Raw genomic sequence first — 22,150 nt, 5'->3', positions numbered from 1 at the left:
ATTAATGAGAAAGGGAAAGACTACAGGATGTGGTGTGCTACAAACACTGCGTCCGTAGCTGGGCGCCCAAGTACTACCCACTGAGTACTGTCGGCTACCTGTACTTCGAGCGATTCTGAAAAGGGCGTTCCTTCGCGCGTGGTAAGAACAGCCCCAATGACGATGCCTTGCTCTTTGAGGAAGGCCAGCAGTTGTGGGTCGGAATCAGAAATGCGTTCCACGGTCACCTGCGGTTGTGCTCCGCTGTCGGTGAGACGGTGCGCACTGGGGATAGTGACCTGTCCATCAACCGTAGGGATAGGGTCGCCGTGTGGATCCCTAGTGGGGTAATTGAGGAACTTATCCACGCGCTCTATGAGCATGTCAGACACCGCGTGTTCAAGATTTTCGGCTTCATCATGGACCTCGTCCCACGTATAATCCAATGCTTGAACCAAAAAAGACTCAAGCAATCGGTGGCGGCGCACCATGACCAATGCGTACTGCCTGCCAAGTTCGGTTAACTCCACAGAGCCATAGGGCGTGTGTGACACGAGCCCTTGCTTCGACATTTTGCGCACTGCATCGGAGACCGAGGAGAGCTTGAGTCCCAGCTGTTTCGCTATAAGTGTGGCGGTAACGGGCTCGGATGACCATTCCTTTAGCCCCCAGATAGCTTTCAAATAGTTCTGGGTACTGGTGGACAGCTCAGAAACAGACATGAGTAAATGTTAACCCAGCTTCCGTATGCGCCTTAGGCGCTGTGCCCCAACGCTCATAGCGAACAGAGGCCAAGTTTGAGAGGAATGCCGGTAAGGTGGGGCCAGTTAAAGCATTCTTCACTTGAAGGAGAACCACTAATGTCTGAGAAGATTTCAATGAACTTGAAGTGCGCCAGCGTAGTGCGTAATGGAATGGCTAGTACACAGTGCAGTAAAACAGCGCATGTAATGGCTCATGTAATGCACTGTGTAGAGACAGAGCGTCTGGAGCAGGAGTATCAGCGCTCCCGTACTGGACGGCGACGGCGTTATGCGTGGTCTGTGCTGAAAAAATAACCCCGCAGGTTTCCCTGCGGGGTGTTGTTGCAACTAGAACGGCACTTCTTCAGAGTCATTAGCAGCAGCGTTATCTGCGCTGTTCTCGCGGCGTGCTGCTCGTGCCTCAGACTCCTTCTTGGAGTCGATCAGCTGCACAGTGTCGATGCGCGCTACCAGCGGATAGTGCTTGTTGCCGTCCTTATCGGTGTAGTTGTCAGTCTTCAGCGAGTAGCTCACTGCAACGCGATCACCAGCGCCGATGCATCCGAAGACGCCGAGGTTCTTGGCGTCAGCCACGTAGCCAGTGAGTTCGACAATCTCTGATTCCACCTTGCCTGTGGACTTGTTCTTGAACGTATTACGTGCATAGACGCTGAGCTTCACCGTCGCACCGCCGTTTGCGTGCTCGAACAGCTTCGGTGCGCGAGCTGCGTTGCCGACGATGGTGCCGTTGTTGAAGGGGTTGGATATGATGGTTCTCCTTATCTGAGTGGGTGTGATTTGCCGTGCAATTTGGGTACTTAAGCAGCGGCTTTGCTGCTGCGGGGTGGTTGCGCTGTCGCTACAGCACTGCCCAGGGCAGCGGTGTGCCTGCCGCCTCTAGGTCGCGCAGTTCTTGTGTTGCGCCCGGATCGGCGTCCTCGCCGTCGATGCCGTCGGCGAGCTGGTAGAGCAGTTCCAGGTCGGTGTGGATGAAGTCGCGCATCAGGTGCCTCCTTGTTCGGATTGGTGGTCAATCCGTCTGTTGGAGACAGCTCTGCTGTCTAGGGGTCGCTCCCTTGCCTCGTTGAGGTGTCTGTCGTCGCAAGCCACGGCCGACGAGAAATAGAAACCCCGTTGCATCGCTGCAACGGGGTGTGTGGGATTACTCGGCGAACAAGATCGTTCGGGTCTTCTCAGCGCCCTCGCGAACGAGTTCAACCATCCGCTCGCCTTGGCCGATGTCGGTCAGCTTGGCCACCAGAGACGGGAAGTTCTCGTCTGGCCCGATCTCGGTGGCTCGCTGCGCAGCCACGCCAGCCAGCCCCGGCTGGCCTGTGGCGTGCGCGAGCACGGCAACAGTGGCCGTGAGCTGCGAGCGCATCCCTGGCCAGCTGGTCGGGACGGCACGCATAACCTTCTCTATAAACGCAAGGCCCGCCTGCGGGTCATCGAGCAGCGCTGCAAGCAGCGTGTCTCGCAAGCGCGGCGTGGTGAAGCATTTCAGCGCGGATCGAACAGCGCGAGTGCTCGGCTGGGTCATCCCTGCCGCCGCCTGCTCGTACTCACGCTGCAGCACGTCGGAGAACATGGGCGGGATATACGCCAGCGCGTCTTCGATGATGTCGGCGTGCTCGGCAGCGTCGATGCCGTGATCGGTGCTGTTCAACCGTGCCTCGATGTCGTCTTTGCTCGGCTCCGGCAGCTCGCCGGTGTGCTCTAGCATCTGCCGCAGCGCCGCCGATGCGGCGACCTCGCCGACAACGCCGTGGCGCGGCTCGTCGATGAGCGGATGCTGATACACGGACCACCACGCAGCCCCGGTGACGATCTCAGGCACCTGCACCACCCCGAGCAGCGGCGGTAGGTGCACTGCCCCGCTGGTGAGATACGTTGCCGTCTCCTCGAAGACCGGCTGCGCAATGTCATCGCTGATCATGTACGCGATAACAGCGTCGAGTTCGAGGTGGTGGACCCACGCTGCGAACCGCTCGCGGCTCTCGGTGAGCTTTGCAACAGCTTCGTCCAGGTCGAACCGCGCGACCGGGCCGAGGCGGACGGTGTCGACGCCCTCGTCGTCGACGAAGAACGCGAGGATCAGCGAGTTGTTCGGGTAAAACCCGAGGATGCCGGGGAGGTTCGCGAGAATCTCGCCGTGGGATGCAAGCGTGTGAGAATGGGTGGACATGGCAGTGCTCCTTTGCACGAATACGGGGTGTATGTGGTCAATCCCGTATTCGGCCCGGCCCTGCCGATCGCAGGCGTATCCCAGCAGTGCAGCACTCATGTGTGCCGAGCGTCGCTAGCGCAGCCTGATGCCTTCTCGCCGGGTGCGAGCGCTAGCGACGCAGCCTGTGCCTAAGCGTCGGCTTCGATGCGCTTGAGAGCGCGATAGATCGTCGGCCGCGAGACGTTGAGTGTCCTGGCTACTGCGCTGACGGACTTGCCGCCCTCAATAAGCTTTCTCCCGAACGCCACGGTTGAGCAGTCTCACCCCCGAGATAGGCAGACCCCCCGAACTGCCGGCTCCCGTGGCGTTCCTTCGTTGCCGCCGACCTCGCAATCACTAAGCAATGCCCCGAAAACCTGCGCCGCTTCGTTGGAGCGTCGCAGTTCCGTTTGGTGCAGGATTTTGCTCCCAGTGCACCAGCTAGTGCACCAAAAGGTGATCCGATCACAAAATGAAGAAGACCCCTACCAGCATCTGCACTGGTAGGGGCCTTATCTTAGTAGCGGGGGCAGGATTCGAACCTACGACCTCTGGGTTATGAGCCCAGCGAGCTACCGAGCTGCTCCACCCCGCGTCGGGTGATGTTGAATTTTCACCTGCTGCCTTAACGGGCAACGAGTGATAACTATACGCATACCCCTTTGAAACGCCAAATCCCCTGCGCATCTCACGGATTCGCAGGGGATTCAGGCGGTCATACGGGAAGGGTTACATGCTCTGGTATTCCTTCACGGCGCGGTCCAGCTCGTCGAGCGCCTTGCCGTACTCCTCGAAGGAGCCGTTGCGTGCGCCTTCCAGGTTGCGCAGCGCGTCATTGATGTTGTTGAGGGCCTCATCCTTGTTACCGGCAGCCGCTGGTGCTGGGGTTTCGGCCTTCTCGCCATCGGCTGGTGCTTCCTCGGCAGGCTTCGTGTTGCCCTTGTCGTCGACGATGTCGATGTCCTGGGCAGCCTCAGAGTGAATGCCAACCTGCTTCAGCGCCTGGGAGATCGTCGGCGCGTAGCCAACCTGGCCGCGGTAGAACACGAGCACGCGCAGCAGCTTCGGGAAGGCCGATGCCTGGTCCTTGCGCTGCGAGTAAATCGGCTCCACGTAAAGGATCTCTCCTCCGCCGACCGGCAGGGTGAGCAGGTTACCGTTCTTCAGGTCGTTGGTGCCCTGCCACAGGGTGCGGTCGCGCGCCACCTGGTCAGAGGACATTAAGGCATCCTGCGCCTGCTTCGGGCCCTGAGTCTGCGTGTTGGTTGGCAGCACGCGGACGGTGATCTGGCCGTAGTTCTCCGGGTCGGAGGACACGGACATGTGCGCGGAGAGGAACTCGCGGTTCAGGCCACGGAACGGCGTGATCAGCTGGAAGGAAGGCTGGTTGGTCTCCGGGTCGCCGGCGACGACGTAGTACGGAGGCTGGTTGAGCTCCTTGCGGCCTTCCGGCGCGGTCGGGTCGTTCGGCACGGACCAGAAGGCGTCGTTGTTGAAGAACACGCCTGGGTCGTTCACGTGGTAGCGAGCCAGCAGTTCACGCTGGACCTTGAACAGGTCCTCCGGGTAACGCAGGTGGTCGCGCAGCGAATCGGAGATGTCACTTGCCGGGCGCACGGTGCCCGGGAACGCGCCCATCCACGCCTTGAGCACCGGGTCGTTCTCGTCGAATGCGTAGAGGTCCACCGTGCCGTCGTAGGCGTCAACGGTCGCCTTGACGGAGTTGCGGATGTAGCCAACGTTGTTGTTCAGCAGGCGCTGCGTGGTCCCGTCCGGGTTCAGCGCGTCCTGCGTCGTATCGGTCAGCGATTCGCGCGTTGCGTACGGCAGCTGGGACAGCGTGGTGTAGCCGTCCACGATCCACTTGATCTTGCCGTCGATCACCGCCGGGTACGTCTTGGAGTCGGTGGTCAGCCACGGCGCGACCTTCTCAACGCGCTCGCGTGGGTCGCGGTCGTAGAGAATCTTCGACTCGGAACCAACGCGGTCAGACAGCAGGAACTTCAGCTCCTGGTACTTCGCGGAGTACGCGATGCGGTTGACCCAATTGCCGATGTTGACGCCACCTTCGCCCTGGTAGGTGTAGGTAGAGCTGTCCGTGTCGTACTCGACGGGGCCCTGGCCGTTATCGCCGACGATGGCGTAGTCCAGGCCGTCGTTCGCAGAGGCGATCACCGGGCCGTAGTAGACGCGGGGCTCGTCGACCTGGATCCCCAGCTCGTCCGCCTGGTCCTTCTCAGCAGCGATCGCGTTGGTCTGCAAATCGGAAACGGTGAAGATCGGCAGACCACCACGGGTGGAGCCTGCGTCCTGCGCGGCCTCGTCAACGCGGTTCGCCTGCGCTGCAATGAAGCCGTTGCCGTGGGTGTACACGGTGTGGCGGTTGATCCAGTCACGCTGGTTTTCGCGCAGCGCGTTCGGGTCCATCTCGCGGGCCGCGACGACGAAGTCGCGCATCTTGCCGTCAACCTCGTAGCGGTCCATCGCCAGCTGGTCCGGGAAGCCGTAGAAGTTACGCAGCTGCTGGTTCTGGGTAAAGGTCGGTGAAATGATCTCCGGGTCCAGCAGGCGAATGTTGCTGATCGTGGCAGCGTCGTCCGCAACCTTATCGTTGGAGACCTTTTCCGCGCCCCAGTTGTCCTGGTATTTCACCTGCTCGTCGGTCAAGCCGAACGCGTAGCGGGTGGCCTCAATATTGCGGGCGATGTACTCGGCTTCCTTCGACTGGCGGTTCGGCTTGACCGAGAACTGCTCCAGCAGCGCCGGCCACACACCGCCGACCACGAGCGAGGACACAAGCATCAGCACCGCGGCCAGCACAGGAACGCGGAAGTCCTTATACACAACGGACGCGAAGAACGCCGCTGCGACGAGCACCGCGATGACCGTCAGGATCACCTTGGCCGGCAGCGACGCGTTGACCGTGGTGTAGGACGCACCCGTGAAGATGTCGTTCTGGGAGTACAGCAGGGTGTAGCGCTCTAGCCAGTAGCTAACTGCCTTGAGCACCATCCACAGGCCCGCGGTCACGGCGAGCTGCACGCGAGCGGACGTCGAAATGTGGCCCGGCACCCCGCTTACCTTGTTGCCGATGCGGATGCCGCCCAGCAAGTAGTGGCCCACCGCGCCAACGATGAAGGCGACGAGCAGCAGGAGCGAGAGGCCGTCGATAATCGCGGTGATACCCGGCAGTGCGAAGGCGTAGAACCCGAGGTCCTTGCCAAACTGCGGATCATTCACGCCGAAGGATTCCCCGTTGAACCACAGCATGAACGTGCGCCACAGGCGCTGCCCTGCCAGGCCGGAGAAGACCGCGATCACCACCGGAACCCACACCAAGAGCGTGCGAACGCCCTGCTGCAAGTTGACCTGGGTCCGCGTGTCGCCGACAACGGCTTCAAAGCTCAAGGCTTCTTTTGTGCGGCCGCGCCACGCAAGCCACGCGGCGAGGTAGGTGATCAGCGCGCCAACGGCGGCAAAAATAACAAACAACACCACTCGCGCCACGATGACGCGGTTGAAGACCCCACGGAAATCAAGCTCCCCGAACCAAAGAAAATCGGTGTAGAGACCGATCAGGATCGGGATGCAAAACAGCAATACACCGAGGACACCAATGGTGATGGCAAGTCCGGAGTTCTGTTTCTTCGCGTGGGGCTGTGGTTGGCTGAGGCGGGTGGCCAAATCCTGCTCCTTCGAAATAGTCTTAGTACGCGTATTAAGGTTCTACCTTAAAAAGTGTAACGCCTGAACTGACAGAAGGGTTCCCGTGCTCAACCAACAAGCATTAAATAAGGCCATGTCCGAAGCCGTCGAGTTCGTGCATGCGGAAGGCTGGGACCAAGGCCCGACCCTCTTCGCACTCGTGCCCTCCTCCCTGCTTGTGGACGAGCTCGAGCAGCTCGAGGTTGACGACGCCACTTCGCCCCTAACCCTCGTCGTGCAGGACAACCTGCCGGACAACATCCGCCCCGGCTCCGAGGAGCTCGCGGAGTACGTGGCACGTATCGCCTGGCCGCACGCGGTGGAGGGTGCCGTGCTGGCGCAGGAGATCATGTTCCGGGACACCAGCAGCGACGACCCCTCGCCGCGCCCGGCGCGCCTCTTCTCCGGTGTGCTGCGCGAAGAAGGCATCGAGCAGACGCTGCTGCAGATGCGCCTAACCGAGGAGGAGCTTGAGGAGCGCGGCCTGTTCGCCCAGGATGATATTGAGCTTCGCGGTGGGCCTAACGTGGCCCCGAATGTTATTGCTGCGTTACGCTACGGTTTGGAACAAGACCCTGATGAGCTGTCCTAAGAGGTTAAAGGAGCACAACGTGGCTACATTTTCGAACGTTTGGCGTCGGCGCGTCGGTACGCCAGCGGTGCTGGCGATGGTGCTGGTGGTAGCCACCGCGTGCGGTGGCAAGGACGAGCCGACGGAGCATCCGACCACGACGGAGGCACCAGCCTCCTCCACCGTTGAAACCACGGAGTCGCCGTCGGAGTCTGAGTCTGAGTCCGCGGAGGCTACGACGGAGGGGACGTCGACAAGCACCACGAGCACCGCGAAGAAAGACGATAACGGCGTTGCTGAGGTCGCCAAGCAGTTCTCGACGCTCGCTCCGCCCGAGTTCTTCGAAAAGCTAGACAGCTGCACCCCGACCGGCCTCCCGGACGCGTTCGATTGCAGCAGCTCCGAGATGGGCCAGTTCCAGTTCATGGAGTCCGAGTCCGTCGCCACCACGAGTACGCAGGTGCTCACCGAGCTGCGCTCGAGCGAGGTCGTGGAGGACACCGGCCGTTTCGTGGTCGGCTGGTCCACGGTTGGGTCCTCCGCCGTGGTGACCGTCATTGATAATGACAAGGGCCAGATTATGAAGCAGCTGCTCACCATGGACCGCGAAGGCCCGCGCGAACACATCTACAAGCTCGGGCTGGCGAAGCGCCCGGAGGGCGCCACCACCCCTGCGGAGGCAACCACCTCCACCGAGTCTGAGTCCTAGCTGCAGCTGCGCACCGGCTGGCCGTGGGCGAACGCGTCCATGGCCTTCACGGCGTCATCAAGCGTTTTGACTGCCGCGACCTGCATCTCCCCGCTGTCCGTGCGCATGACTTCCGCGCAGTTGCCCTCGGGCGCGAGGAAAAGCTCCGCGCCTGCGTCGCGGGCACCTGCGATCTTATGGGAGATGCCACCGATCGGGCCGACCTCCCCTGACTCATCAATCGTGCCGGTTCCGGCCACGAACTTCCCGCCGTTGAGCAGACCCGGCGAAAGCTTATCGATCACCGCCAGCGAGAACATCATCCCGGCACTCGGCCCGCCCACATCGTTGAGGTTGTAGGTCACCTGCACGCCGTCGGCCGGAGCGGACGTCATCAAGATCCCCAACATGGGCACCTTCTTATCCTCCGGATTCGCGCCGAGGGTGATCTCCTCCGTGTGCGGCGTGCCGTCACGCAGCACGTCGACGCTGAGCCGGTCGCCGGGGGCGTGCTCGCGCACGATCTGCTGCACCTCCCGCGGCTGTGAGACGTCCTTCCCCCCGACCTTCGTGATGATGTCTGCTGCCTGCAACGTACCGCCTGCGGCGCTGCCCTCCATCACCTCGTGAACCACCACTGTCGTCGGGCGGCCGAGGTAGTTCATCGCGGCGATCGTCGCCGCCGACTCCGAAGCAACGAATGCCTCCTGGTTGCGCTGCTTCATCTCCTCCCGGTTCGTATTCGAAGGCATGATCTGCTCCAGCGGCACAATCGTGTCATCCGTGGTGATCCAGCGGGTCAGCGCCTGCACCAGCGTCATATTGGTACGCACGGACACCGTGGTCATGTTGAGGTTGCCCTCCGTTTCGTCGGAGTCCGCGCCCTCGATCTCAACGACGGGCACGCCCTCAACATCGCCGAGCGTGTTAAACGTCGGCCCCGGCCCCTGCGCCGCGTACGGCACGGCCAGGGAGATATTGGTGCCAGGAATATGGTCGAGGCTCAGCGCCGCGGCCAGCACCGCAAGGGGGATGGCGCCCCACACAATCGTGGCGAGGCGGCGGCTGCGCGGCTGTGCCTGTGCTTGTTCTTGCTCGGCGTTCATCACGCCCACAAATCTTAGATGTTCGCCCACAGCGTTGCGATTTTCCCGCTTGCACCCAACACAACCTGCGCACACGACTGTAGGGTGGTGCCTATGAGCAATGGATTCGGATTTACCTTCCCCAACAACGACAACGACGGTGACAACGGTGACGACGAGCGTCGCAACCAGCAGAACAACCCGTTCGCCGCGTTCGGGTTCGGGGGCAACGTTGGCGGTGGCCAAGGTGGCTTGGGCGATATTTTGAACCAGTTCGGGCAGATGCTCTCCGGCATGGGCTCGACGATGAACGCCCGCACAGAGGGCGAGTCCGTGAACTTCGAAATGGCACTGCGCATGGCACGCCAGCACGTCGGCGACAAGGCTGCGGTCTCCGCGGGGGATCGCACCGCGGTTGAGGAGTCAGTACGCCTCGCCGACCTCTGGCTTGACGACGCCACTACGCTTCCTTCCGCGAACGCCCAGCCGCGCACGTGGAATGCGGACGACTGGCTGGTTGAAACCATGCCGATGTGGAAGCGCCTGGTCAACCCCGTTGCGGAGCAGATGAACCGCGCACAGCGAGACACCATGCCCGCCGAGGCCCGCGAGATGATGGGCCCGATGGTCGGCATGATGGAGCAGATGAACGCCATGAACTTCGGCGTCAAGCTCGGCCACGCCCTCGGCGACCTTGCCGAGCAAGCCCTGACCGGCTCCGACTTCGGCCTGCCCGTCGCCCCCGCAGGCGTGACGGCCATCTTGCCGAAGAACGTCACCGCCGCCGCCAAGGGCCTCGAGATCCCCGGCCAGGAGGTCCTGGTCTACATCGTGGCCCGCGAGGCTGCCCGCCAGCGCCTGTTCAAGCACGTGCCGTGGCTCGTCGAGCGCCTGGTCTCCTCCGTTGAGGAGTACGCGGCAGGCCTAGAGATCGATACCTCGCAGCTGGAGGAAATGGCTCGCGGGTTGAACCTGGAAAGCGGCGACCCGCAAGCCATCCAGGAAGCACTCCAGCAGCTTGAGGGCGCGGACCTCTCCCCGCGCGTGACCTCCCGCAACGCCTCTGCCACCGCCCGCCTAGAGACGCTGCTCGCGCTCGTCGAGGGCTGGGTCGACGTTGTCACCGACGCTTCCCTCGCGGACCGCATCCCGTCGACGCCACAGCTCGCCGAAGCATGGGCGCGCCGACGCGCAACAGGTGGCTCCGCCGAGCGCGCATTTGCGAACGTCGTCGGCATCGAGCTGGGCGCCCCGAAGGTCCGCGAGGCCGCCGAGCTGTGGCGCCGCGTCGAAAACGCCGTGGGCCAGACCCGCCGCGACCAGGTCTGGGACCACCCAGACTTCCTGCCGACCCCTGAGCACCTGTCCAACCCGGCGGCGTTCATCGATACCCTGCTGGACGATTCCTCCGACGACAACTTCGACGAAGAACTCGCGCGCTTGGAAGAGGAGCTGCGCAAGAACGACGAGGATTAGCCTTCCCCGCCGAACCGTTGGTAGGCCTCAAGGTAGCCCTTCGCGCGTTCCGCGAGGGGCGCTTTGTCTGCCCACGCCCAGAACTTCGGGCCATGCCCCGGGATGAACGTGTGCGTCAGCTCGTGCACAATCACCGCGTCGAGGACGTAGCCCGGCACCTGCTGCAGCCTGTCACTGATCCGAATCGTGCCCGTTGACGGGGTGCAGCTTCCCCACCGCTTCGTCTGGTTCGACACCCACCGTATCGAGCCCACTTTCGCCCGCCCCTCAAGCACCTGCTCGTTGAGCACCTCCGCGCGCGCCTGAAGATCCGCGTCGCTGACGTGCTGGTGGCGAGTCTTCTTCCGGATCTTTCGCAGCATCTCGGCCACCGCCTCGCGCTCCTCGCGCTCGCTGAACCGAGCTGGGATGCGAACTTCCACGACGCCGTCGATAAGCCGGGCCTGCACTGTGCGCGTGCGCCGCGGCGAGCGAATCACCCGATACTCAAACTCCGACTCTTGCATGCCGAAGATTGTATGCTGTACAACCGACACAGCTTACGGGGCACAAGGGGGAAGCATGTGTAACCAGCAGGAAACGCTCATCGCGCTGGCCATGGGGGTCCAGGTACTCAGCAGGGGCCCGCACGCGCTGCAATTCGGGCTCGACGCCACACGCAGCGGCATCATCGAAGTCGGCGACGCCCGCGCAGTCGCCGCGGTGCTCGACTCGCTGTCCACACCGCGGCCACTGCCCGAGGTGGTTCGGCGGCTTGCGGCTTCCATGGACGCGGATGCCGCGCGCAGCCTCATCCAGGACCTCATCGCCTACCGCGTCCTCGTCGAAGTCTCCCGCCCGGAGGTACTGCTGATCGGCACCTCAACGCTTGCGAACACGCTGGTAGAAACACTGCGTGCCAGCGGCATCCACGTGCGCTCCCCCGAGTCCACCCAGCCACTGTCCCGCTTTCTTTTCGACGCCCCCTCGCCCCTCCCGCTCATCATCGTCGACCAGGCGCACCGCACCCGGGCGCTCGCCGCGTACACCCGGCACCGCACAGGCCCTGTGATTCCGGTGCTGCAGATCGACTCCCGCGTTCTCATCGGCCCCTACGCAATCGGTGTGGAGGGCCCGTGCCTGATCTGCCGCGAGCACTACCTGCTTGAGCGCGACCCACAGTGGGCAGCGATCGCCGCCGCGGCACCCGCCGGGGTGCGCAACCCGGACCCGGTCGTGGTCCAGGCAGGAGTGGTCGCCGCAACAACGATGGCCCGACGGGTCTGCCAACTGCCGGACCCGCCGGGCGTATCCGCCCCGGACCCCCGCACCGGCGACACCCTGCTTGTGGACCCCTTCAACCGCACCCCACTCAAGACGCTTCGCCTGCAGCCACACCCCGACTGCCCGCTGTGCTTCTAGGTGGTTTGTCGCGGCTAGCGGAACTCCGCCAACGTTTCCAGAACCTCGGCGCCGTAGCGCTCCACCTTCACCGGACCCACCCCCGACACGGCGAGCAGGCCCTGCTCGTCCTCCGGCATAGTCTCCGCGATGGCGAGCAGGGTGGCATCGGAAAACACCATGTAGGCCGGCTGCTTCGCCGCGCGCGACGTTTTGAGCCGCCAGCGCTTCAGCGCCTGGTAGACGTCCTCGTCGATGTCGGCGTCGCAATCCTGGTGTCGGCCCAACGCCTTATCTGCCGGGGCGAAGAGCACATTGCCGCACACCCGGCAGCGGCGCGTCTGCTTCAACCGCTGCGGGGTTTCCTCCGCCTCAAGCTCGGGCACCAGCCCGTCCAGGAAGCGCGAGCGCGACCGCGACTTCCTGCCGCCCTCCTGCCTGGCCAGCGCCCACGACAGCTGCAGGTGCTCCCGGGCGCGCGTCACGCCAACGTAGAAGAGCCTGCGCTCCTCCTCGATGTTCTCGTCGCCCGCCTTGATCGCGTGCGAGATCGGCAGCGTGTTTTCCACCAGGCCAACGAGGAAAACCGCGTCCCACTCCAGGCCCTTCGCCGCGTGCAAGCTGGCGAGCGTGACCCCATCAATCGCCGGTGGTTGCTTTGCCTCCGCGCGCTGACGCAGCGAACGCAGTACGTCCTCCAGGCTCGAGGCCTCCTTGGTTTGCACGATCTCCTCGATGAGGTCCACGAGTGCGCGCAGCCCCTGCCAACGCTCCCGTGCCTGGGCGCCTTCCGGCTCCGTCGGCGTCAACCCGAGCGGCGCGAACGCCGCCTTGGCCACCACCACCGGGTCATCCGGCAAGTCGTGGCGCCTGGTTGCCGCCACGAGCGCCTGCAACGCCTCGCGGATCTCGCCGCGCTGGAAGAAACCTTCCCCACCGCGCACCTGGTAGACGATGCCCGCATCCGCGAGCGCGGCTTCAAACGCCGCCGACTGCGCATTAATCCGGTACAGCACCGCGATCTCCTTGGCGGGTACGCCGGAATCAATCAGGCGCTGTACCGCCGCGGCGACCTCGCGGGCCTCCGTCGGCTCGTCGTCGTAGGCGTGGAACGTCGGCTGCGGTCCGGACTCCCGCATACCGATCAGCTCAAGCCTGGTCCCCGCGGCCCGGCCTGTCGCGCGCGAGATGACCGCATTGGCCAGCTCGGTAATTTCGGGCGTCGAGCGGTAGTCGCGCTGCAACTTCACCACAGTGCCGTGCTCATAGGTGCGCGAGAAGTTCAGCAGGTAGTCCGGGGTCGCGCCGGTAAAGGAGTAAATCGTCTGGTTCGCGTCCCCTACCACCGTCAGGTCATCGCGCTGCCCAAGCCAGCCCTCCAGCACCCGTTGCTGCAGCGGGGTCACATCCTGGTACTCGTCAACCACGAAGGACTGGTACTGGGAGCGGAACTCCTCCGCCACCGCGGGCGCGTTCTCCAGGGCACCCGCGACGTGCAGGAGCAAGTCGTCGAAGTCGATGAGCATGCCTTCCGGGCTCGTCTTCGCCTCCTCGTACAGCCGGTAGACCTCCGCGACCTTCTTCGGATCCGTCGGCGGAGTCCGGTTCGTATCGGCGATGCGGTCCACGTAGTCCTGCGCGCCGATCACGCTCGCCTTCGCCCACTCGATCTCCCCCAGCAGGTCGCGGACCATCTCCTTATCCGACTCCAGCCCGGCTGCGCGAGCCGCCCGCCCCACCAGCGGGAACTTGTTGTCCAGCAGCCGCCACGGCAGATCCCCCGCAATCTGCGGCCAGAAGTAGCGCAGCTGCCGCATCGCCGCCGAGTGGAACGTGCGCGCCTGCACGCCGCCAATGCCCATCGTGCGCAGACGATCGCGCATCTCCCCTGCCGCACGCTGCGTAAACGTCACCGCCAGCACACGGTTCGGGCTCACCGTGCCCTGGTCAATCATGTGCGCGATGCGGTACGTAATCGTGCGCGTCTTACCCGTCCCGGCGCCGGCCAGGATGCACACCGGGCCACGAGGAGCGGTCGCTGCAATCCGCTGATCCTCATCCAGCAAGCTCAGATCTACAGCCACTTACGTTCCTCTCCGTTCCTCGTTGAACTCTCCACGAGCCCATTGGTCAATCATCCGCCGCGCAATCGTCCCCGGCACCGCCAGCGTGACAGTGCCGAGCTCGTCGCGGCGCAGCCAGCGCAGCTGCGTCAGCTCCCCATCCAAGGGGCCCACAGCATCAACATCACTTGTCGACGCCACCATCCCCAACATCAGCGCACCCGACAGCGCCCACGGCTGCGACCCAACATAGCGCACGCCCCCGACACGACGTCCTGTTTCCTCCCACACCTCACGCGCGAAGGCGTCCTCGATGGTCTCGCCGACATCGATGTATCCCGCAATCAGCGTGAAGTAGCCCGGGCGGCGCGCGTTCTCCCCCAGCAAAATCCGCTCCCCGTCCGTCGACTGCACCACCCCGATCACCGACGGGTCAATACGCGGAAACAGCGGTTTCCCGCTGGCACCACGGGCAACGATGCCCGCCTCGCCCCAGGCGACTTCGCTGCCGTCGCGCGGGTCGAAGCGCAGCTGGCGCTGGTTACGCAGCAGACCGAACCCGCGTGCAACAAGATAGTCGCTTGCGTGGCTGCGGCAAGTGCCGAAGCGCTCGCCCAATGCCTCAAGCTGCGCCTCGCTCACCAGCACCGCCCACACATCGTCGCCGACGTGCACCGTGTTCTCGGCGTGGGGTTGGGCGGAGTGGGCGTCGAAAAGTGTGGGCGTGTCATCAGCTCCAAGCACAAACCTGACGGCGGCATCGAAGGCAATGAACCGCTTCATAGGCCGCCTACTCCGTCGGGCGCGTGCGCTCAGTCAGCGGGGTCGGCTGCGTCATCTGCACGAACAGCAGGCGGTCGCCGGGCTCAACCGTCTCGGCCTCCGGGGCGTCAATGCGGTAGAGCTCACCGGAGCGCACCACACCCAGCACAATGTCGGCGAGGTGACGCGGGTTCGCTCCGACCTCGTCGTCCGCGATCGGACGCTCCGCAACCGCGAAGCCCTCGTCCGGGCTGAGCAGGTCCTCCATCATCTCCACCACAGGTGGCGTGACCGTCGCAATGCCCAGCAGGCGGCCCGCCGTTTCAGAGGAGACCACCACCGAGTCCGCGCCCGACTGCATCAGCAAGTGCTGATTCTCACTCTCACGGACGCTGGCAACGATCATGGCGCTCGGCGCCAACTCACGGACAGACAGCGTGACCAACACCGCGGTATCGTCCGAGGACGGCGCCACCACAACTGAGCGCGCACGCGCCACACCCGCGACCTTCAGCACGCTCGAGCGAGTGCCGTTGCCGTGGACGGTGACAAGGCCGCGCTTCTCGGCGTTCGACAGCACCACGGCGTCATCATCAACAACAACGATGTTGCCCGGGGCGGTACCGCCCGCGAGCAGCGCATCCACCGCGGACCTGCCCTTCGTGCCGTAGCCGATAACGATGGTGTGATTGCGCACTGTTCTCCTCCATTGCTGAATCTGTAGCGTCTTGCGGGAATCCTCCGTCAACACCGACAACGTCGTACCGACCAAGAGCATCAGGAATGCCACACGGCACGGCGTGATGACCAAGATATTCATCAGGCGCGCGCTTTGCGTCACCGGCGTGATATTGCCGTAGCCGGTCGTTGAGAGCGAAACCGCCGAATAGTACAGGGCGTCGATAAAGGTCAGTGGCTCGGTGTACCCCTCTTTGTCGAAGTAGACCACCGTCGCCACGGCCAACACCAACATGGCCGCGTAGCCGAAGCGCCTTGCCATCAACGCCCATGGAGTGGTGCGTTCCGCCGACGGAATCCGAACGACATCCAGCAGGGTGTGCACCGGTATTTCCGATGGATCCGCATCCGCACGGAACCGGTCACTCCATGACAACGCAAACGGCAGTTTCACTCCGCTATCCTTCCTCGCTACTACGGCGTGAAACTGTACCGGAAGTTGCGCCGTTTGCTGCATCTTCCAACAACTTCGTCAGCTGCTGCGCATCCGGAAGCTCCGTCGCGGTGAAGTCCTTTCCATCGCGGACGTAGAAGAACACGGCCTTCACTGGGCGGCCGTCGTTGGCGATTCGCTTCCACGCCTCCGTGTACACGGCAAGCTGCAGCTTCGCTGCCTCCATCGCCGCACCCACCGGGCGGTTGCCGGTCTTCCAGTCCACCACGACCCAGCCGTCGCCGTCCGCAAAGACCGCGTCCATGCGGCCGCGCACCACCGCCTTGCCGAGCGCCAGCTCAAACGGGCACTCCACGTGCGTCGGCGTCTTCGACGCCCAGTGGCTGCTCTCGAAGTTGGCTTTCAGTCGCTTGAGCGTCGAGGGATCTACCTCAAACTCGCCCATGCCCGGCAGCTCGTCCTCAGTGAGCAGCGGGTGCGCACCGTAGAAATCCTCGATCCACTCGTGGAATGCGGTGCCGCGCTTCGCGTACTGGTTCGGCTTGAACGGCACCGGGCGACGTGCCCGGCGCGCGAACTGTTCCACGTCCGCCTGCATGGCCACCACATCCGAGGCGGTCAGCTCACCAGGCAGCATGACGGGCACGTCCGGCGACTGCGCCGCCTTGTGCTCCTCAATGAGCGCGGTGGCGTCGCGCTCCCACAGCTCGTAGAGTTCGCCGGCCGCGGGCGCGATTTCAGTCTCGAGCGCGCCCCTGACCAGCTCACTCGGGCGAGTGGCCTGACTACTGGCAGCGTGCGCCGCTTCGTAGGACTGCACAGGCCACGTGCCGACGGCCACCTCCGGCTGCTGTACCGTTTTCTCCGCATCCTCGTCCTCGACCTGCTCCGGCAGCTCGAGGCCCTCGAACGCCGCGAAGTGCTCGTACGGCCCGTTCGTATTCTTTTTGCCGCCCAGAGAGATGTTCGACCCGGTAAGCAACAGCCTGTTTTCCGTACGTGTGATAGCCACGTAGAACAGGCGCGCCTGCTCCTCAGCGAGATCCTCGCCGATGTGCTTGCGCCACGCATTGGCAGCGTTCTTAAACTGCGTGCGGTGCTCTACCTCTGCGAACTCCTCGTAGATGTCCGGGTCACCGAACGTCTCAGGCTGCAGGAATGGGATCTGGGCGAGGAAGGTCTCAATCTTTGAGCTGTAGGTGTCCTTATCCGCGTGCAACACAGCGACGGTATCCCACTCCAGGCCCTTCGCCTTGTGCACCGTCAAGATCTGCACGCGGTCCCCGCGCACGGTGACGTTGCCCGGCGCAAGCCCGTCCTCCTGCTGCTTCGCCAACTCGAAGTAGTCCAGCAGCGCTTCCACGCTCGTGCCCGGGTACTCCTCGACGTAGTGCAGCAGCTGGTCCAAGTGCACCGTGCCTGCCGACGAGCGCCGCGCCAGCACCTCAACGCGAATACCGAAGACCTCGATGATGTCCGCGAACAAGTCACTGAGCCGCTTGCCCAGCGAATTGCGCCGCAGCTGTCGCAGCCGCGACGCCAGCAGCTGCAGGCGCTTGTAGCCTTCCTCGCTGTAGCGCTCTGGCTCGCCCAGGTCCGCCACCGCGTCCGCCAGGCCCGCGGGCTTCGCCGACTGCATCTTCAGCGCCTCCGCCTCGAGTGCAAGCTGCGTCAGCTCCTCGATGAGGCGCTCCTCCGGGTCCGCGGGCACTGGCCTGGCTGCTTCCTCCTCCGCGACCGGGCCGTCCGCGCGGGCTTGCAGGTTCTTGGCACGTGCGGCGAGCGCCTCCATATCCGCTAGCCCGAGCCCGACCGACGGCCCACCCAGCACGCGCAGTGCCGCCTCAGAATCCTCGGGGCGGACCAACATCGTGGCCACAGCCAACGTGTCCTGCACCTCCGGGGTATCCAGCAGGCCGCCGAGCCCCACGATCTCATACGGCACACCACGGGCCTCAAGCGCCTGGGCGATCGGCTGCGCATGCCTGTTCTTCCTGGTCAGCACCGCGGCCGAGAGCTTACCGCCCTGCTCAAACTGCTGCTGCAGCGCGTCGGCAACGAACTCAATTTCTTCCTCCTCCCGCTGGAAGAACTGCATCTCCACGTCGCCTGCCGCAGCGTCCTTGCGTGGCTCCAGAGGCGCGACGGCACGATCTTCCCCGCTGCCAAGGATCGCGGTGGAGACCTGGTTCGCCATCTCAAGCACCTTGCTCGGGTTACGCCAGGAGATGGTGAGCTGCTTCTTCTGCGCCGGCACACCGCCCGCGGCAGGGAAATCCTCCACGAATGCCGCGAGGTTTTCCGACGTCGCCCCGCGCCAGCCGTAGATTGCCTGCATCGGGTCGCCCACCGCAGTCACCGTCAACGTGGGGTCCTGGCCCTCGCCAAACAGGCTGCGCAGCAACACTCGTTGCGAATGCGAGGTGTCCTGGTACTCGTCGAGCATGACCACGCGGTACTTCTGCCGCTGCGCAGCACCGACGGACGCGTGCTGCTCCGCGAGCGTGGCCGCAATGTTCATTTGCTCGTTGAACGTGACCACACCACGCTCACGCAGCGCCGCGTTAAGCTCCTCAACCAGCGGCAACATCAACTGGCGCTGGCGCTGCTTGTTGCGCCACCCCGTCATGGTCTTGCAGAATTCGGTTTTGCTCCGCGGCGACTTCGGTAGCGATTCCGTCTCTTTCAGGAAGATCTCCGCGGCCTCGTAAATATCGTTTGGGTCTGCCAGGGCGTTGCCCATCGCCGTGGTGAGCTTCAGTAGGTCCTCCACCACTGTGCTCATCGCGGGGGCAGGGGCACCTTCCGCGATGAGTGGTTTGTTGTAATTGCTCACGACTTCGACGGCGATCGCATGCAGCTCAGCCTGCGTAATCAGGCGCGCGTCCGGCTCTACCGGGACGAGCAGCCCGTAGTCGCGAACGAGCTCGCCCGCGTACGAGTCGTACGTAGCAACAGTCGGCGCGATAACCTCCAGGCTTTCCGCCAGCGCGCCCGAAGGATCGAGCTCCCGTACGAGCTCCCGGTGACGAGCCAACGCCTGCAGCCGGTTCCGGATCCGCTGCCCCAGCTCGCGGGCCGCCTTGCGGGTAAACGTCAAGCCGAGGACTTCCTCCGGCCGCACATACCCGTTGGCGACGAGCCATACCACGCGGTCCGCCATCGTCTTCGTCTTGCCCGCGCCAGCACCGGCCACGACCAGCATCGGCCCCGGCTCGGCACCAATCACGTCGGCCTGCTGGCTACTAGGGGGAAATGCGTCCCCGAGCGCCTGGAAGAGTTCCTGGGGTGTGAAATCAGCCATTGTAAATCATCGTCCCTTCGATCTGGACCGGGCACAGCGCGCGCACAGCGCAGTAATCGCAGTGCTTGCCCGCCTGCGCTTCGAGTTGCGGCCCTGTTGTCTTGCCGGGCAGCGGTGCAATGAGTTCGGTGAAGTACTCGAGTTCTTCCTCTTCTTTGCGCGGTTGCTCGCGCGTGGTTGCGGCGTTCGTTCCGTGCTTCGAGTACACGAGCGCCGCCCCACCAACGTCCAGGCCCTCTTGCCCATCGGTGGACGTCACAACGCGAAGATCGTCGCCCTCACCGATGAGTTGCCCATGGCTCAGCGCAAGCTGGTACGCCATGAGCTGCTCGCACTCCTTCGCGCTATCTACGGAGAGCATCGTCGAGCCAGTCTTCAGGTCAACGATGTGCACGCTGCCGCTTTCTTCCTTATCCAGCCGGTCGGCTCGCCCGCGGATATGGACGTCTTCTGCGACCTGGACGGAGATCGGCACCTCCATGCCCACAACCTCGAACTTCTTCGCGCGGTTTTCCCACCACTTGTTGGTGCGCTCCAGCATCGCCTCGAAGTCGCGGACTTGGGCCTCGGCCTGCCACGCGGGGGCGTCAACAATCGCGCGGTAGGTGGCCAGCGTGTGCATCCGAGCCTGCTCTTCCGGCACGCCTCGGCCGAGGGCCTCGAAGTAGGCGTGCACGATCGATCCGATCACCATCGGCATCGAGCTATCAAAACCGAGAGTGCGCTCGAGCACCGAGCTCATCGGGCACTTCAACAGCGCCTCAATCCTCGACGGCGACAGCGAACGCTGCCCTTCAACGGGCTCATCCGTCGAAGGCTCCGTGGTGGTCCACCACTGCTCCGGGTCCGCAAGCGGCACCCCGGCCTCCACCAGCCGCGCAATCTGGCGCGCGGCCTGGCGCCGGTCTGCCTCCGTACTGTGTTCCTCGTCTGCGAGTGTGCGGCGTAGCTCCCCCAGGAAATCATCGCGGGACAGTACGCGCACAACCGTGGCCTCCGCACCGTCATCCCCAGCCGCGGCGTCCTCCGCAGACAGCGTCACCAGTTGCGGGGATATGCCGGTTTCCTCGCAGAGCTCCTCAATGAACCGGGACGGCTCGATGACCTCCTCGCCGTCAGTCTGGTCGACGGCCGTGACCAGGACGCGCTCCGTCGCGCGGGTCAACGCCACGTGGAACAGGCGACGCTCCTCCTCGAGGCGCTCGCGCAAGTGCGACACCGGGGTAGCGGGATCCACGTCGTGGTCAACCAGGTCCACCAGATCCTGCTGGCCGAAAATCGAGCCGGTCTCGCCCAGGCTCGGCCACTCGAGATCCTGCACACCGGCAACGACAACACGGCTAAACTGCCTGCCCACCGCACCATGCGCAGTCAACAGCGCCACTGCGTCCGGCGTGGCCGCTCGGCGATCGCGCACACCGGTGGGCAGTTCCTGCTCCAACATGCTGTTCACGAACAGCTCGAGCCCACCCTGGGTTTTACGCTCGGTGAAGTCACCGGCGGCGTCGAATAACGCCATGACCGCATCCAGATCCCGGTCAGCCTGCGAGCCCGTCGTGCCGCCCCGAAGCGCAACCGCAGTGAGGTGATCTGCCAAACCCGTGGCGTTCCACAGCGCCCACAACACCTCCTCGACGCTGCCGTCAGCGTCGTAGACCTCCCTGGCGGCATCCAACACCTGACGGATGCGGTGCAGCATCTGCAGCTCACGGTCAGTGAGTACCTCGCCGAAGTCCGGCAGCTCTGCCTTGGAAACAACAAGGTCACGCAGCGTTTCCTCCGCACGCGCCTCTGGTTTCCAACGCCGCAGGCCGCGCAACAGGCGGCGCAGCGTCACCGGGTCCGTACCACCGATGGGCCCAAGCAGCAGGTCGCGCCACTGCTCAACCGTCAGCGGTGTGTACAGCGACTGCAACCCAAGCAGCAGCGAGGCAACAATGCGTTGCTCGCTGAGCACCACATCCGTCGGATTCAGGGCTACCGGCACGCCCGCGTGCAACAGCGCGCGGCGGAATGGCTCAATCATCCCTGACGAACGCACAATGACCGCCATATCCCGAAACGCGACCTCCTCCTCGAGGTGCGCGCGACGAAGTGCGTCCGCCACCGCCGCGAGCTGCGCCGTCGGCGTCTGCGCTAGCGCCACCGAGACCTCCGGCGCACGCCGCGTCTGCCCCAAGTCAATCACCGTGTGCTCAAGGCCCCCCAGCGTGGCAAAGAACTCCGGGCTTGCCCCGCGGAACTGGTAGACGGACTGATCCAAGTCACCACCCACAACCCCGAGTGTGGCCCCCTGCAGCAGGCGCTGCACGAACTTTGCCGCCGCGGGCGAGAGATGCTGGGCGTCGTCCACAATCACGGTGTGCCACGTCCGTCCCAACGGCACGTCGAGCGCCCTGGCAATCAGCTCGGATGCCGAGTAACGCACCGTCCCGGTCAGCGCCATGACCTGCTGGTATTCCTCCAAAAAGTCGCCGGCCGCGCTCCAAATCCCCTGCCCGTAGCGGGCTCCGAGCACCTTGAGCTGCTCAGCGTCCAGCCCGCGCTCAATCGCGCGCAGCAAAAAGTCACGCAGCTGGCGCGCAAAGCCCACCATCGGCAATGCCGGGCGCAGCTCAGCAGGCCAGCTCCCCCGGCCATCCTCGGCGTGCCCCTGCAGCAATTGGCGGATGACCGCGTCCTGCTCCGCGCCAGAAATCAGGCGCAGCTGTTCCTGCTGCTCCCGCAGCACGGCAAACGCCAGGGAGTGCACGGAGCGAACCATCGGGCCGTCGGCAACAAAGTCAGTATCAGCGAGCCGCTCCGAAATCTCCGCCCTGATCCGCGCGGCGGACTCCTTCGAATCCGTCAAGAACAAGACGCCCTCCGCGTCCGACTGCCGCTTCGCCGACGCCACAAACGTATCGATGAGAAAGCTGGTCACCCCCGAACCCGCCTGGCCGGTTACCTTCCATAACCCCTCGGTGGGAAGTGGCTGCGACCACGTTCTATCGTGCGCTTGGTGTTCGCGCGGGACTAAAAACGCGCGGGGTGTGGTGGACTGCTGGTCATTCATG

General features: G+C 64.1%; 17 protein-coding genes and 1 tRNA gene. 4 read left to right on the top strand and 14 right to left on the bottom strand.

Annotated elements, in window-relative coordinates:
• Positions 1 to 20 precede the first annotated feature (20 nt).
• From R0V12_RS09160 to R0V12_RS09130, 7 genes are all read right to left on the bottom strand, one after another.
• Positions 21 to 701: a metal-dependent transcriptional regulator gene (locus R0V12_RS09160; protein ID WP_070478492.1), complete on the bottom strand. Its 681-nt coding sequence runs from the start codon at positions 699 to 701 to the stop codon at positions 21 to 23.
• A gap of 369 nt (positions 702 to 1,070) precedes the next feature.
• Positions 1,071 to 1,490, bottom strand: coding sequence for a single-stranded DNA-binding protein (locus R0V12_RS09155; RefSeq protein WP_144718281.1), 420 nt, complete (start codon positions 1,488 to 1,490; stop codon positions 1,071 to 1,073).
• A 91-nt stretch (positions 1,491 to 1,581) separates the two neighbouring features.
• Complete coding sequence (locus R0V12_RS09150) at positions 1,582 to 1,725, bottom strand: hypothetical protein (RefSeq protein WP_170253140.1); 144 nt, start codon at positions 1,723 to 1,725, stop codon at positions 1,582 to 1,584.
• Positions 1,726 to 1,884: 159 nt separating this feature from the next.
• The gene (locus R0V12_RS09145) at positions 1,885 to 2,907 is read right to left on the bottom strand and encodes a DUF4192 domain-containing protein (protein WP_256060153.1); all 1,023 of its coding nucleotides are present in this window, start codon (positions 2,905 to 2,907) and stop codon (positions 1,885 to 1,887) included.
• Positions 2,908 to 3,077: 170 nt separating this feature from the next.
• Entirely contained in the window at positions 3,078 to 3,197 is a 120-nt protein-coding gene (locus tag R0V12_RS09140; protein WP_083583987.1) for a helix-turn-helix domain-containing protein, read from the bottom strand.
• Positions 3,198 to 3,449: 252 nt separating this feature from the next.
• A tRNA-Met gene (locus tag R0V12_RS09135) sits at positions 3,450 to 3,523 on the bottom strand.
• A 134-nt stretch (positions 3,524 to 3,657) separates the two neighbouring features.
• The gene (locus R0V12_RS09130; RefSeq protein WP_413774878.1) at positions 3,658 to 6,552 is read right to left on the bottom strand and encodes a UPF0182 family protein; all 2,895 of its coding nucleotides are present in this window, start codon (positions 6,550 to 6,552) and stop codon (positions 3,658 to 3,660) included.
• Positions 6,553 to 6,727: 175 nt separating this feature from the next.
• Here R0V12_RS09130 and R0V12_RS09125 point away from each other — a divergent pair, with 175 nt between their 5' ends.
• Both R0V12_RS09125 and R0V12_RS09120 read left to right on the top strand, forming a co-directional pair.
• Entirely contained in the window at positions 6,728 to 7,225 is a 498-nt protein-coding gene (locus R0V12_RS09125) for a PPA1309 family protein (RefSeq protein WP_070362925.1), read from the top strand.
• Between the two features lie 19 nt (positions 7,226 to 7,244).
• Positions 7,245 to 7,913, top strand: coding sequence for a hypothetical protein (locus R0V12_RS09120; RefSeq protein ID WP_084028606.1), 669 nt, complete (start codon positions 7,245 to 7,247; stop codon positions 7,911 to 7,913).
• Here the strand turns inward: R0V12_RS09120 and R0V12_RS09115 are convergent.
• A complete protein-coding gene (locus R0V12_RS09115) occupies positions 7,910 to 8,998 on the bottom strand; it encodes a YlbL family protein (RefSeq protein ID WP_320073020.1) in 1,089 nt (362 codons plus the stop codon). The two genes, R0V12_RS09120 and R0V12_RS09115, sit on opposite strands and share 4 nt — an antisense overlap.
• A 93-nt stretch (positions 8,999 to 9,091) precedes the next feature.
• Between R0V12_RS09115 and R0V12_RS09110 the strand changes: the two genes are divergently transcribed.
• Positions 9,092 to 10,453, top strand: a complete 1,362-nt coding sequence (locus R0V12_RS09110; RefSeq protein ID WP_256042122.1) for a zinc-dependent metalloprotease — start codon at positions 9,092 to 9,094, stop codon at positions 10,451 to 10,453.
• Here the strand turns inward: R0V12_RS09110 and R0V12_RS09105 are convergent.
• Positions 10,450 to 10,959, bottom strand: a complete 510-nt coding sequence (locus R0V12_RS09105; RefSeq protein WP_320072503.1) for a M48 metallopeptidase family protein — start codon at positions 10,957 to 10,959, stop codon at positions 10,450 to 10,452. The two genes, R0V12_RS09110 and R0V12_RS09105, sit on opposite strands and share 4 nt — an antisense overlap.
• 55 nt (positions 10,960 to 11,014) lie before the next feature.
• Here R0V12_RS09105 and R0V12_RS09100 point away from each other — a divergent pair, with 55 nt between their 5' ends.
• A complete protein-coding gene (locus R0V12_RS09100; RefSeq protein WP_320072502.1) occupies positions 11,015 to 11,854 on the top strand; it encodes a hypothetical protein in 840 nt (279 codons plus the stop codon).
• Between the two features lie 14 nt (positions 11,855 to 11,868).
• On the opposite strand, the gene R0V12_RS09095 is transcribed toward R0V12_RS09100, so the two are convergent.
• From R0V12_RS09095 to R0V12_RS09075, 5 genes are read right to left on the bottom strand one after another with little or no spacing between them, the layout of a single operon-like run.
• Positions 11,869 to 13,917 carry an ATP-dependent DNA helicase UvrD2 gene (locus tag R0V12_RS09095; RefSeq protein ID WP_320072501.1) on the bottom strand — a complete coding sequence of 683 codons (2,049 nt, stop codon included), beginning with the start codon at positions 13,915 to 13,917 and terminating at the stop codon, positions 11,869 to 11,871.
• Entirely contained in the window at positions 13,918 to 14,679 is a 762-nt protein-coding gene (locus tag R0V12_RS09090) for an NAD(+) diphosphatase (protein WP_320072500.1), read from the bottom strand.
• Positions 14,680 to 14,686: 7 nt separating this feature from the next.
• Positions 14,687 to 15,784, bottom strand: a complete 1,098-nt coding sequence (locus tag R0V12_RS09085) for a potassium channel family protein (RefSeq protein ID WP_413774877.1) — start codon at positions 15,782 to 15,784, stop codon at positions 14,687 to 14,689.
• 10 nt (positions 15,785 to 15,794) lie between these two features.
• Positions 15,795 to 19,094, bottom strand: coding sequence for an ATP-dependent helicase (locus tag R0V12_RS09080; protein WP_071572883.1), 3,300 nt, complete (start codon positions 19,092 to 19,094; stop codon positions 15,795 to 15,797).
• On the bottom strand, positions 19,087 to 22,149 hold the full coding sequence (locus tag R0V12_RS09075) for an ATP-dependent DNA helicase (protein WP_320072498.1): 3,063 nt from the start codon (positions 22,147 to 22,149) through the stop codon (positions 19,087 to 19,089). Before R0V12_RS09075 ends, R0V12_RS09080 begins: the two co-directional genes overlap by 8 nt.
• Position 22,150: the final 1 nt, after the last annotated feature.

The sequence above is a fragment of the Corynebacterium sp. UMB2355A genome (assembly GCF_033877495.1).
Taxonomy (GTDB): Bacteria; Actinomycetota; Actinomycetes; order Mycobacteriales; family Mycobacteriaceae; genus Corynebacterium; species Corynebacterium pseudogenitalium.
This window is presented reverse-complemented; position numbering and strand designations above follow the sequence as displayed.